Here is a 12,810-nt window from a genome sequence, read left to right as displayed (position 1 = left end):
GCATCATATGCAGCGACCGCGAAAGCGCATCCGGAGTTCACCGACTGGACGCATTTACCGGCTATCGCTCCGTTCCGCGCGGGTGCGGTCGCGCCTGAACGTGCAGGTTACGCCAGTTTTATTGTTTTTGGTATGACGGCTCGTGCACCGCAATGAGGCCCGGGAATTGCTGATCAGCGCCCTCGCCCTGCTTGGCGCGAGGGAAATAATTACTTCGCCATCCGTATGATTGGCATGCTTCTCAACGACGCGGGGTCCGCGCGGCGATCAGCAGCAGCGCGGCAAGCGAGATGCCGAGCAGGATCAGCGATAACGCCGACGCCGGCAGATAGTAGCCGCGATTGACCTGCCCCACGACGACGATAGGCACCGTCGCGAAGCCGGGCGGATACACCGTGAGCGTCGCGCCCAGTTCGCCGAGCGACAGCGCGAAGCCCAGCGCCAGGCTGGCGCGGATCGCCGGCACGAGTTGCGGCAGCACGACCCGCAACAGCACCATGCGCGGCGGCGCGCCGAGACTCGCGGCCGCCTCGCGCAGCGTCGTCAGCTCGGGGCGCAGCGCCGCGGCCGCGCAGCGATAGCAAAACGGCAGCACGAGCGCGAGCTGCACCAGCACGACGATGGCCGCCGAACCGGAGAGGTCGAGCGGACGCTTGTGATACGCGATCAGCACCGCGAGACCAAGCACGACGCTCGGCACGCCGCTGCCCATCATCGCGACGGCATCGACGAGTGCGCCGAGGCCGCGCCGGTCGCGTCCTTCCAGGGCGAGCGCGAGCCAGAGCCCCAGCGCGGTGCCGAGCACCGCCACTCCGACACCGACTTCGAGGCTCGTGATGACGGCGTCGAAGTCGCTGGATGAGAGGCGCGCGAACCAGCGCGTGCTGTAGCCGTCGGGCAGGATCGTGCCGGACCAGTGCGACGCGACGCTCGACAGCGCGACCACGCCCACCGGCAGCACGAACAGCCAGAAGCACAGCAGCGCGACGCATGCCGTCGCCAGCATGCTCAGGACGGCGCCGGGCCTGAAGCGCGAAGCAAGGGCAAGCTGCATGTCAACGTCCTTTCGAGCGGCGTTCGGCGCGCCGGTACAGCCCATGCAGCGACAGCGACATCAGCAGCATCATGACCGCGCCGGCGGCCGCGGTGGGCAGGTCGAGATCGACGGTCGCGGCGCTGTAGATGGCGATCGGCAAGGTGATCAGATGCGCGCTGCCGAGTACGAGCAGAATGCCGAACTCGTTCAGCGTCAGCAGGAAGCACAGGACCGTGCCCGCCGCGATGCCCGGCCACGCGAGCGGCAGCACGACCTTCAGCGCGACCATCCAGCCGTTCGCGCCGAGGCTGCGGGCCGCTTCGACGAGACGCAGATCGAGCGTCGCATAGGACGCGAGCGTCGGACGCACGACGAACGGCGCATAGAACACCACTTCCGCCAAAATCACGCCGCCGATGCCGAACAGGAAGTCGAGCGGCGTGGCATCGAGCGAAAAGAGCCGTTGCAGGCCGATGCTCACCGAACCCTGCGAGCCGTACAGAAAGATCAGCGTGAAGGCCACGAGGAACGAAGGAAACGCGACAAACAATTCGAGGAAGCGCGTCAGCAGCCGCGCGCCCGCGAACGGCCTGAAGAACAGCATCGAGGCGAGCGCGACGCCCAGCACCGAAGCAATGCTCGCACTGGCGAACAGGATCCCGAGCGTCGTGCCGATCATGCCGCGCGTTTCGGGATTGCCGAAGAATGCCGTATAGGCATGCAGCGTGAAGCCTTGCGGTCCGCTTACACTCAGCATCGCGAGGCGCGCGAGCGGATAGACGACGAGCGGCCCGAGCACCACCACGAGAATGAACAGCAGATGCCACTGTGCGCGCCGCGCCCGGCGCTTCGCCGCTGCGGCATGCGCGGCGAACTGCGCGGAAAGCTCGGCGTCGCCGAGGGGCTCGTCGCGCGCGACGCTGTCAGGGACGAACAAGGACGACATCGTCAGCCTCGAAACTCAAAGAGACGCGCGCGCCCTGCTCCGGCGCGCGGGCGTGGCCGCGCTGCATCGCGACGAGCACCGGCTCGCCGGGCAACGCATCGAGCGCGACCGAGATGGACAACGCCGCGCCATACCATTCGACGGACGCAATCGTGCCGTGCAGGCGGCCTTCGCCCAGCGGCGCGATCCTGAAGCTTTCCGGACGGATGCACGCCAGCCGCTCGCGCTCCTCATGGCGCGGATGCCCGAGTGGATACACCACGCGCGGCGGCAGCAGGTTCGCCGCACCGAGATAGCGCGCGACGTAGCCATCGTTCGGCGCGTCATACAGTTCGCGCGGCGCGCCCAGCTGCGCGATGCGGCCATCGCGCATCAACAGCGTGCGGTCCGAGAGCACGAGGGCGTCGTCCTGATCGTGGGTCACGCAGACGATCGTCAGGTTCGGCAGGCGCTCGTGCAGCGCCTTCAGTTCGCTGCGCACCGATGCGCGCAGGTTGGCATCGAGTGCGGACAGCGGCTCGTCGAGCAACAGCACGTCCGGCTCGATGACCAGCGCACGCGCCAGCGCCACACGCTGCTGCATGCCGCCCGACAGTTGCGCAGGCATCACATGGCCGGCATCGGACAGCTGCACGAGCTTGAGCGCATCGGCGACGCGGCGTGCGATCTCGCCGCCCGCCAGCCGGCGCGCGCGCAGACCGAAGGCGACGTTGTCGAACACCGAGAGATGCGGAAACAGCGCATAGCTCTGGAACAGCAAGCCGAGATTGCGCCGGTGCGGCGGCGCGTGCGTCAGGTCGCGGCCGGCGATCGACAGCCGGCCGGCCAGCGCATCGGCGGCAACGAAGCCCGCGATGAAGCGCAACAGCGTGGTCTTGCCGCAGCCGCTCTTGCCGAGCACCGTCAGGAACTCGCCGCGCTCGATATGCAGCGAGAGATCGTCCAGCACGGTGCGCGCACCGAAGCGCACCGTGAGCCGGTCGATCTGCACGCCGGGCGTCGCATCGACGCCCGCTGTGTGGCGGGGAATCGCGTTCACGTTACGACTTCGGCTTGACCACTTCGGTCTGCTTGCCCGTGTTGCCGATCACTTCGTTCTTCCAGCGCTCGGTCCAGCCGGCCTTCTTCGCCATGACCTGGTTCCAGTCGACCGGAATCAGCTTCACGCCCGCGATGGCCTGCTTCACGGCCTCGCCGTTCTTGCCCGCGAGCGGCACGTCGGTGCGGCCCGGAATGCCGTAGATGTCCGGCACCTTCGCCTGCACTTCCGGCGACATCAGATAGTCGATCAGCTTCTTGCCTTCGGCCTGATTAGGACCGCTCTTGATGAGGCCGATCGCATACGGCAGCTGGAACGTGGTCGGCGCTTCGCCGGCCTTGTGCGACAGGAACAGCGGCTTGATCGAGAGACCGCCGTTCGCGGCGTCGTCGAGGTCCATCTGCAGATCGCCGTTCGCGAAGGCGATCTCGTTGCGCGAGAGCAGCACGTCGAGATAGCCGGTGCCCTTCGTGTGGAACTTGGCGCTCTGCTCGAGGTTCTTCAGATAGCTGAACGCGGCGTCTTCGCCCATCAATGCCGAGGTCAGGATGATGACGGCCATGCCGTCGCCGGCCGTGGCGGGATTCGAATACGCGATCTTGCCCGAGTAGTTCGGATGCAGCAGGTCAGCGAAGGTGCGCGGCGCGTTCTTCGTGACGTCGGGATTGATCGCGAACGAAAAGTAGTTGTTCACGAACGTGGCCCACGCGCCGTCCTGCGCTTTCGCGATCGCCGGAACGTTCTTGTAGTTCACGCTCGCGTACGGCTGCAGCAGGCCGCCCTGCTGCGCCTGCTGGATGAACGGCGGCAGCGTGACGAGCACGTCGGCCTTCGGCGCATCCTTCTCCACGGTCGCGCGGTTCACGACTTCACCGCTGCCCGCCGTGACGATGTTGACCTTCACGCCTTCCTTCTTCTCGAACGCAGGCAGCACATCCTTGTAGAGGTTCTCGAGACCGTCGGCGGTATAGAGAACGACGGCTTCGGCGGCGTGCACGGGCATCGCGGCAAACAGGCTGACTGCAGCGGCGATCGCCGGCAGCACGGCGCGCGCAAGGCGCAAATCGCGGGTCATGGTGGTGAGCTCTCTCATGTCGGGAGGATTCGAGGCGGTTTCAACCTCGAACCGGAGAATTGCAGATAACCGTGACATCGACGTGAACGCACCACGATTTGCCAATAATCGGCACTTTTCGCCAACCTTGCGGCGCCCAAACAATGCACCGAACCTGTGATCCATCCGCGCCGAACGAACTTCGCCCTTCAAGCGCCCCCGATGCCTTGCGATGCATTTCGCGCCCACGTACGATGCCGTCCGTTGTACCGAAGAACCGCCGCTTCCCTACTCATCTGGAGCATGAACATGCGCGTTTCCTTGTCCCTTTCCCGCGCCGCAGCCGGCGTGATGCTGTCACTCGGCGCAATGGCCTCCCAGGCGGCGCCCGCCACACCGATCAAGAACATCGTCCTGGTCCACGGCTTCTTCGCCGATGGTTCCGGCTGGCAGCCGGTCGCCAAGATCCTTGCACACGACGGCTACAAGGTCTCCGTCGTGCAGGAGCCGGAAACCTCGTTCGAAGATGACGTCATCGCCACGCGCCGCGTCCTCGACCAGCAGGACGGCCCGGCCATCCTGGTCGGCCACAGCTACGGCGGCGCCGTGGTGACCGAAGCCGGCAATCACGACAAGGTCGCCGGCCTCGTGTACGTGGCCGCATTCGAGCCGGACGCGGGTGAATCGCCTGCTTCGCTGTCGAAGAAGACGCCGCCCGCGAGCAATTCCATCAAGGTCACGCCGGACGGCTATCTGTATCTGGATCCGGCCCGCTTCCATGCGGATTTCGCAGCCGATCTTCCCGTCACCGAAACCAACTTCATGGCCATCTCGCAAGTGATGCCCAACGCGAAGGACTTCGGCACGCCGATCAAGCAGGCCGCCTGGAGGACCAAGCCGAGCTGGGGCGTCATCGCGACCGCGGACCGCATGATCAATCCCGAACTGGAACGCTCGATGACCCAGCGGGCGGGCAGCAAGACGATCGAACTGAAGTCGAGCCACGTGCCCTTCATGTCGCATCCGGCCGAAGTCGCGAAGCTGATCGAAACCGCCGCGACGCAGAGCGTCAAGGAGTGATGTAGGCAATGGCCCCGGCCGGTCATGGCCGCTCCCGGGGTCATGCGCGCGCCGGACGGGGCTCCACGACCGGCACTACTTGCGGTCCTCTCGACGCGATGGCGCGCTGCATGGCCCGCTCCGGCGGCACTTCGCACACCAGGTAGCGCACCGTTTCGAAGCCGCGGATCCGCACCGGCGCGACGCGTCCGAACTTCGAGCAGTCCGCCACCACGATCGCGCACGCGGCCGATGCGATCATCCGGCCGCGCACTTCGGCGGCCAGCCGCGAATAGTCGGTGAGATGGGCGTCCTGCGTGATCCCGCCCGCGCCGATGAAAGCAAAATCCGCGTGATACTGCGTGAGCTGCGTGAGCGTATCGAGGCCGAAGGCGGCGTCCTCGGCATCGGCGAGTTCGCCGCCGAGCACGGTCACCCGGTTGCCGTTGCGCCGCGCCAGCAACAGCGCGATGCGCCAGTCGTTGGTGTACACCGTCAGCCGATGCCGGTCCGCGAGCGCCCGCGCCACGGCCTGCGTGGTGCTGCCCGAATCGACGATCACCGAAGCGCCGTCCGGCACGAACGCCGCGGCCCGCACGCCGATAGCCTGCTTGGCCGCCGCGTTCTCCCCTTCTCGTATATCGAGATGCGCTTCGCGCCGCTCCGCCGAGAGCGCGCCGCCGTGGGTCGTCGTCAGCAGGCCGCGCCCGGCGAGCGTGTTGAGATCGCGCCGCACGGTTTCGCGCGAGACCGACAGCGCGCGCACGACGTCCGCGACCGCAAGCACGCCGTGCTTGTCGAGTTCATCGAGGATGTAGTGATGGCGTTGTTCGGGGAGCATTGTGTGTGGTCGGAATAAGGCAGCGTGAGGAGTCTAGCGGCCTTATGTGGCAAATCCTTGGCAAGGCGGCACGCCGGCCCGAGCGCGCAACGGATTGTTTCCGCTGCGTTGGCAATGCGGGCGGCTTCGTCCGCTAGACTCCCAGGCTTCGCAAAGCATTTGATCGAGGCAGGCGGATGTACAAGAAAGGCGTGGTCATCGAAATTCAGTTTCCGCCCGAGCGGCTCAACGACGCCGCCGGAGATCCCTACTGGATCGACCTCACGCTCGACGAAGCCAGGCGCCTGCACGCGCAACTGACGCGCCGTCTCGACGGCGAGGCGCGCGCCAACCAGCCGCTCGATACCTTTTCGCTCGACTGAAGCGTTCCGCGATCCGCGTTGCACGGCCAGACAAGACACGCCCGCGCCGAAGCGACGATACTGCGGCATTCCGTTTCGTCGTCCACCTCCATGTTCTCGCTACTCGCCGCGCCGGTCTTCGTGTTCCTCTGGTCGACGGGCTTCATCGTGGCGCGCGCCATCACGCCTTACGTCGACCCGAACATGTATCTGCTCGTGCGCTTCTCCGGCACGACGCTGCTGTTCATCGTGCTCGCCGTGGCCGCGCGTGCGCCCTGGCCCAAAGGGCGTGATATCGGCCGGCATCTGTTCGCGGGCGCGCTGCTGCAAGGCGTCTATCTCGGCTCGGGTTACTGGGCGATTGCGCAAGGGCTGGGCGTGGGCATCATGGCCCTGCTCGGCGCGCTGCAACCGCTGCTGACCGCGGCCGTCGCCGCGCGCCTGTTCGGCGAACGCCTCTCCCCGCGTGCCTGGGGCGGCCTGCTGCTGGGTCTGCTCGGCGTCGCGCTCGTGCTGGCGCCGAAGATCGCGGCGAGCGGCGCGCCGGTAGCACATGGGGCCGCTCATGCGCCCGAATGGTTCGTCGTGACGACGGCGGTCCTTGCCATCTTCGCGATCACGGCAGGAACGCTGTACCAGAAAAGCTCGCTCTCGCAATCCGATATCCGCAGCGCCAGCGCACTGCAGAATGCCGGCGCGGCCGTGGTCGCGCTCGTGCTGGTGCTCGCGCTCGGCGAGCACCGCTTCGTTGCATCGACGATCACCTGGGTTTCGCTGCTGTGGGGCATCGTGATGCTGTCGGGCGTCGCGACCACGCTGCTCGTCTGGATGGTCCGGCGCGGCGATGCGTCGCGCGCGACTGCGCTGCTGTTTCTCGCGCCGCCGCTGGCCGCGCTCGAAAGCTACCTGCTGTTCGGCGAAACGCTGGGCGCGCTGCAGCTCGCGGGCTTCGGCGTGGCGCTGGCCGGCGTGCTGCTGGCGCGCTCGAAATAGCCTGCCCGAAGTACGATGCGCGCCGCGCTCAGTCGACCGTATCCGCGCCCGCAGGAATGTGTTCGCGCACGGCCTTACCCGGACCCGGCGACCACGCCGGCCGCGCCTTCCTTCCGGTATCCATGACGACCAGATAATGGCCCGCCCATGGCGTCGTCTTGCGCGAGGCCTTCAGGATCCACATCGACTGCCCCTCGGCGGCGCGCGCCTCGTATTGCGCATCCAGCACGCCGTGATGGTCGAAGAAGGTGTTGAGCGTCGACGGAATGCGCACGCAGCCCTTCGAATGCCGCATGCCTAGCAGCGGTTCGAGTTTCTCGGGATCGGTGGCGTGCATCTGGAAGCGCATCGGCGACTTGCCGCCCTTGCCCCAGCCGCGTTCGCCTTCGGCCCAGCCGAAATCGTAGATGCGCATGTCGCGCGCGCCGTAGCCGCGGATCTGGTACTCGTTCAAGGTGCCTTCGGCGCGGAAGTCCATGTTGCCGGGCACGTGCTGAAACACGCCGAGCGGAGTCAGGAAGTGATCGTAGGTGCCGGGGCGGCCGGTCGATACCGGCGATGCGCCGATCATCGACCATGCGTCGTCGGGCCGCGCGCGGAAGTAGACGAAGAGCGCCTGCACGTTCGGGCTCCGGTCGACCAGCACGACGTACTCGTTGGCGAGATCGCCGTGACCTTCTTCAGCCAGCCGATGTTGCAGCAGACGGCCATAGGCCTGCTGGTCCACGGCCGGCACGGTCAGACGGCGGCTCACTTCCTTTGCATAGGCCTGACGCATCGCGAACGCGCCGTCCGGCGGCATGCCGGTGCGCTGCGCGAGGTTCGGCTCGGGCGGTTCCGGCGGTAGCGGCACTTCCGGCACTTGCGCTTCGGAAGCCGCGCTGGCGGCGCTGGCCGCCGAGGCTGCGCTTGCCCCAGCTGCTTCGGAGGCCGCGCTTGCCGGAGCAGCACCGGAAGCAGCGGGAGGCGCAGGCTCCGGAACCGGCACAGGCATCGCGGGAAGCGCACGCGCCGGGGCGCTGGCGGCGCCCGGTGCGCTCGCCTCGGGCAGTATGGGCGGCATGGGCGCGGCGGGCGCCGTCGCGCGTTCTTGCGTGAGCGGTCCCTGCGCCACGGCCGATACCGCATTCAATATCAGCGCGCCTGCCAGAAACCGTGCGCCGATGATGCTCTTCTTCCTTGTCTTGCTCTTTCCTGCCTGATGCATCGAGATGAGTGTTCCGCTTTGACTGGATTGCGCGGACGGTCCGCAGACGCGCCGCTTCGGTCGATGGAAGCACGCCCCCGCCTTGCGGACACGCGCACATAGCGACGAAAAAGCCGGTGGGGTCGAGGCACCGGCTTAGCCGCCATTCCAATGGTTCGTCAGTCAAGGCGCAGCAAGGTTCATTCCGGGCGATCGCACAAGCTGCAATCAAAAGCGCTCAGTGCAGCCGGATGGAGGCATCGCCGGAAGCGGATGCGCGGGCACGCAGCGGCGCGTCGAGCAGGCGCAGATGGCACAGCTTCTGGGCAATCGCCTCGCCGATGTAGGGGACATCAGTATCGAGCCGGACGGTGGCATAAGCATCGGCGGTGCCTGCGCCATGGACCTGGATGTCGCTCGCGTAGTCGCCGAGCTCAAGTTCAAGGAAGCGCCGCACATCGCGCGCGGCGCAGCGCGGGGGAAGATTCCAGACGAGGAGGTTCATCGCCGTCACCTTCTGGCACGCACACGAACCGGTACAGGCTTCGCGCGACGCTGCTGCACATGACGCGCGGCAAGCGTGCCGACAACGAAGAGAGACACATAAACGACGATCATGATGGCTCCACGGCAAGTGACGGGTTAACTCAGTCTATTCCGATAGACTCGCATCGAGCCGCGACATTCCGTCTTTTTCGATTGATCTTCACAATCGGATGGATGCGGACCGGCAATGACCGCCTCTCGACGCTTACTCGCCGTTACATGACATGCTGGAAAGATTCGGATAGCGGTTAGGCCAGTCTCCCGCCATCGCCGACTGCGCGTCCTTGAGCGTGATGTCACCGGTGCAGACGCAGCGCTTCAGATAGACGGCGAGCCTTTCCTTGCGACGCTGGCCCGCACGCCCTTCCCAGCGGCGCAGATCGAGGTTCGCGGGCGAATTGGGCGAGCCGCCCAGCAAGACCGGCATCCGATGATCGAGCGCATATTCCGATGCAAACGAAGCGTCGATGCTGCGCTGCTTGAGCAGACGCTCCTTCTGCCGCATCTGGCTTTCGAACGACGGCAGTACGCGGTCCACGTAGCCCGGCACGCAGATCGTGTCGACGATGGTCGCCTGGGTCACGCGCGCATCGAGCCATTCCGCGCGTTGCGCCCGCGACATGCCGGGCACGAACGCAAACATCGCGCAGGTACAGGCCAGCGCCGCACGCATGGAGAAGCGGGCACGCCCGGCGTGCCGCTTGCGCCTCTCGATGACTTTCTTATCCCTTCGATTCATGCCTCTCGGTGCAATCCATCGTGCGGCCGGACGGCGCCGCTTTGTTATTGGAGAAGATCGGAGGGTCAATTAAAACACATGAATGGCGCGCCGCACGCCAACGATCGTTTGCGCGCCACGAAACGGTTCAGGCGAACCACACGGAAAACGGCGCCCGTCAGAGCGCCGTTTCCCGTTGCGGACGGCCTCAGGCAGGCACCGATTCCGCCTTCTGCGCGCGCGACCAGACGCGATGCTGGCCCATGGCCTCGATGAAGCGCTTCATCACGTCCTTGACGTCGCTGCCCACGGCGATGCCGTCATCGCCCGTGGGGAGATGCGAAGCCGCCAGCAGGTCTTCACCATCCGCGACAGCCGCGATGGCCTTCAGATGCTTGAAGGACTCGAGCACGAAATGACGCGCGTCGCCGGATTCGGACAGGGCCTTCGCGCTCGCCTTGCCGCCGGCGACGACCACGCCGTCGAACATGATCGACGGCATGCCGAGGATGGTTGCATCCGGCTCGACGCCTTGGGCAGGTTGCGCGAGCGTCGGCGAGATGACCTTGCCATGGGCGCCTTCAGCCTGGAGTGCGTCCTTGATTGCCTGGATGGTCGCGGCGTCCGCACCCGGTGCGGCGAGAATGGCGACCTTGCGCGTCTTGACCGAAGGCGGCGTCTTGGCAACGATCGACAGCGCCTTCGACTCGTTCACCGACGGCGTGCCCAGTTCTTCCGCGCTCGCGTTCTTCTTGGGCACGGGCAGACCAAGGTTGTCGGCGACCCGCGAGGCGAGCGTCGCGTCGATATTGGCGAGGATGCCGAGCTGCCGCTCGCGGATGGGCTTGCGCTCGACCTTGCTCAGCTCGAACGAGTAAGCGCCCACGATGTGATCCTTTTCAGGATCCGTCATGCTGTTCCAGAACAGCGTCGCCTGCGAGTAATGGTCCTTGAACGACGGGCTGCGCACGCGGATCTTCGAGCCTTCCACGCGCTCCGTGTAAGTCTCGAAGCCGCCGCCCGCAGCAGCCGGCGGGGTTTCCTTCGGCCAGCCGCCGTCGATGGAATTCGGTTCGTACGATGCCTGACCCTTGTCGATCGTCATGCGATGCATCGCGTCGCGCTGGCCATTGTGCAGCGGCGCGAGCGGCCGGTTGATCGGGATCTCGTGGAAGTTGGGACCGCCGAGGCGGCTGATCTGCGTGTCGGTGTAGGAGAACAGCCGGCCCTGCAGCAGCGGATCGTTCGTGAAGTCGATACCCGGCACGATATGTCCCGGACAAAATGCCACCTGCTCGGTCTCCGCGAAGAAGTTGTCGGGATTGCGATTGAGCGTCAGCTTGCCGATCATCTGCAAGGGCACGAGGTCTTCGGGGATGATCTTGGTCGGATCGAGCAAGTCGAACGGGAACTTGTGCTCGTCCTCTTCCTCGACGATCTGCACGCCCAGTTCCCATTCCGGGTAGTCACCGTTGTCGATCGCTTCCCACAGATCCCGGCGATGATAGTCCGGGTCCTTGCCCGCGAGCTTCTGCGCTTCGTCCCACAGCAGCGACGCCGAGCCGATGGTCGGCCGCCAGTGGAACTTGACGAAGCGTCCCTTGCCCTGCGCGTCCACCAGCCGGAACGTGTGGATGCCGAAGCCTTCCATGGTCCGCAGGCTCTTCGGGATGGCGCGGTCGGACATGGCCCACAGCACCATATGCGCCGATTCCGGCACCAGCGAGACAAAGTCCCAGAAGGTGTCGTGCGCGGAGCCGCCCTGCGGCATCTCGTTGTGCGGCTCGGGCTTCACGGCATGCACGAAGTCGGGAAACTTGATCGCGTCCTGGATGAAGAACACCGGCATGTTGTTGCCGACCAGATCGAAATTGCCTTCCTCGGTGTAGAACTTGACCGCGAAGCCGCGCACGTCGCGCACGGTATCCGCCGAGCCGCGCGAACCCTGCACGGTCGAGAAGCGCACATAGACAGGCGTTTCCTTCGAAGGATCCTGCAGGAACGCCGCCTTGCTCAGCGCCGCCTGCGATTCGTACACCTTGAACACGCCGTGCGCCGCCGAGCCCCGCGCATGCACGATGCGCTCGGGAATGCGTTCGTGGTCGAAGTGCGTGATCTTTTCACGCATGATGAAATCTTCGAGCAGCGACGGGCCGCGTTCCCCGGCGCGCAGGGAATTCTGGTTATCGGAGATCTTGACGCCGTGATTAGTCGTCAGGGCTTGACCGGTAGCATCGGTGCGAAAGGTTTCGAGCGCTTCCACCTTCGCGTTGCTGTTGCTGTGCGAAGGCACGCGAGCGACGCCGCTCGCCGGCTGCTTCTTTGTTGCCATATGTGGGGACTCCGGGTGTGAGGTTCGTCTATTCGTCTCTCACCTGCGCAAGCAACGTTCCTGTTCGACGGCACACTCCGGGCGCAACAGCGGCACGAGCCTCAGCATGCCGATGCAAACATCAGTCAAATACGCAGCATCGCGCGGCAGCGCGATCGCGTCCCGCTCAAGCAGCCAGTCCCGCAGCACGCCGCCGAGAAACGCATGGACCACGCCGGCCGCGCGCTTGACATCCAGTCCGGGCGGCAACTGTCCCCGCGCGACCGCATGCGCAAGATGGCGTCCGAACTGCTCCCGGCCATCGACCGCCGCATCGCGCTGCGTGGCGAAGATGCACGCCGTGATGTCCGTGTGCTCGCATTTCGTGTAAAGCACCTCGCACAGTCGGCGGTTGCGCGGCTCCACCGCCACCGTGCCCAGGAAGGTCAGCAGCCGCTGACGGAGCTCGCCGAGCGGATCCGGATGGGCGCCATCGGCGACGGCATTGGCAAACGCGTCCATCGGCAGCGTCACGCGCTGCATCACCTCGGCAAGCAGCGCGCGCTTGTTGTGGAAATGGCCGTAGACCGCGCCACGCGTGAAACCGGCCCGCAACGCGACCGCATCCAGCGTGGCGGCCGATACGCCCTGCTCGGAGAATACGCATTCGGCCGCGTCGAGAATCTGCTCGCGTGTGGCAAGCGCTTCCTGTCGTGTTCGCTTCATCCGCCGTCGCACCG

Annotated in this window: 12 protein-coding genes and 1 pseudogene; 3 read left to right on the top strand and 10 right to left on the bottom strand. The window is 65.9% G+C overall.

The window, feature by feature from the left end; all coding sequences use genetic code 11:
- Positions 1–241: 241 nt before the first annotated feature.
- The 4 genes from phnV to phnS are packed head-to-tail and all read right to left on the bottom strand — an operon-like array spanning position 242 to position 4,096.
- Positions 242–1,006 carry a 2-aminoethylphosphonate ABC transport system, membrane component PhnV gene (gene phnV / locus QCE83_RS29380; RefSeq protein WP_309821169.1) on the bottom strand — a complete coding sequence of 255 codons (765 nt, stop codon included), beginning with the start codon at positions 1,004–1,006 and terminating at the stop codon, positions 242–244.
- 49 nt (positions 1,007–1,055) lie between these two features.
- On the bottom strand, positions 1,056–1,982 hold the full coding sequence (gene phnU / locus QCE83_RS29375) for a 2-aminoethylphosphonate ABC transporter permease subunit (protein WP_309819496.1): 927 nt from the start codon (positions 1,980–1,982) through the stop codon (positions 1,056–1,058).
- The gene (gene phnT, locus QCE83_RS29370) at positions 1,960–3,021 is read right to left on the bottom strand and encodes a 2-aminoethylphosphonate ABC transport system ATP-binding subunit PhnT (RefSeq protein ID WP_309819493.1); all 1,062 of its coding nucleotides are present in this window, start codon (positions 3,019–3,021) and stop codon (positions 1,960–1,962) included. The genes phnU and phnT overlap by 23 nt, the downstream gene beginning before the upstream one ends.
- A gap of 1 nt (position 3,022) precedes the next feature.
- Positions 3,023–4,096: a 2-aminoethylphosphonate ABC transporter substrate-binding protein gene (gene phnS / locus QCE83_RS29365; protein ID WP_309821168.1), complete on the bottom strand. Its 1,074-nt coding sequence runs from the start codon at positions 4,094–4,096 to the stop codon at positions 3,023–3,025.
- Between the two features lie 288 nt (positions 4,097–4,384).
- On the opposite strand from phnS, the gene QCE83_RS29360 reads away from it, so the two are divergent.
- Positions 4,385–5,155 carry an alpha/beta hydrolase gene (locus QCE83_RS29360; protein ID WP_309819490.1) on the top strand — a complete coding sequence of 257 codons (771 nt, stop codon included), beginning with the start codon at positions 4,385–4,387 and terminating at the stop codon, positions 5,153–5,155.
- Positions 5,156–5,195: 40 nt separating this feature from the next.
- Here QCE83_RS29360 and QCE83_RS29355 read toward each other — a convergent pair whose 3' ends face one another.
- Entirely contained in the window at positions 5,196–5,975 is a 780-nt protein-coding gene (locus QCE83_RS29355; RefSeq protein ID WP_309819488.1) for a DeoR/GlpR family DNA-binding transcription regulator, read from the bottom strand.
- Between the two features lie 176 nt (positions 5,976–6,151).
- Here QCE83_RS29355 and QCE83_RS29350 point away from each other — a divergent pair, with 176 nt between their 5' ends.
- Entirely contained in the window at positions 6,152–6,337 is a 186-nt protein-coding gene (locus QCE83_RS29350; RefSeq protein ID WP_309819485.1) for a hypothetical protein, read from the top strand.
- A gap of 90 nt (positions 6,338–6,427) precedes the next feature.
- Positions 6,428–7,309 carry a DMT family transporter gene (locus tag QCE83_RS29345; protein ID WP_309819483.1) on the top strand — a complete coding sequence of 294 codons (882 nt, stop codon included), beginning with the start codon at positions 6,428–6,430 and terminating at the stop codon, positions 7,307–7,309.
- Between the two features lie 28 nt (positions 7,310–7,337).
- On the opposite strand, the gene QCE83_RS29340 is transcribed toward QCE83_RS29345, so the two are convergent.
- The 5 genes and pseudogenes from QCE83_RS29340 to QCE83_RS29320 all read right to left on the bottom strand — a co-directional run bounded on the left by QCE83_RS29340 (position 7,338) and on the right by QCE83_RS29320 (position 12,796).
- Positions 7,338–8,516: a L,D-transpeptidase gene (locus QCE83_RS29340; RefSeq protein WP_309819481.1), complete on the bottom strand. Its 1,179-nt coding sequence runs from the start codon at positions 8,514–8,516 to the stop codon at positions 7,338–7,340.
- A 217-nt stretch (positions 8,517–8,733) separates the two neighbouring features.
- Positions 8,734–9,000, bottom strand: coding sequence for an RNA-binding protein (locus QCE83_RS29335; RefSeq protein WP_309819479.1), 267 nt, complete (start codon positions 8,998–9,000; stop codon positions 8,734–8,736).
- 246 nt (positions 9,001–9,246) lie between these two features.
- Positions 9,247–9,780 (bottom strand): hypothetical protein, encoded by a 534-nt coding sequence (locus tag QCE83_RS29330; protein ID WP_309819477.1) that lies wholly within the window; start codon positions 9,778–9,780, stop codon positions 9,247–9,249.
- Positions 9,781–9,967: 187 nt separating this feature from the next.
- Positions 9,968–12,100: pseudogene (gene katE / locus QCE83_RS29325) on the bottom strand (catalase HPII); the annotation flags it as partial.
- A gap of 30 nt (positions 12,101–12,130) precedes the next feature.
- Entirely contained in the window at positions 12,131–12,796 is a 666-nt protein-coding gene (locus QCE83_RS29320; protein WP_309819475.1) for a TetR family transcriptional regulator, read from the bottom strand.
- Positions 12,797–12,810 lie beyond the last annotated feature (14 nt).

The sequence above is a fragment of the Caballeronia sp. LZ034LL genome (assembly GCF_031451215.1).
GTDB lineage: Bacteria > Pseudomonadota > Gammaproteobacteria > Burkholderiales > Burkholderiaceae > Caballeronia.
This window is presented reverse-complemented; position numbering and strand designations above follow the sequence as displayed.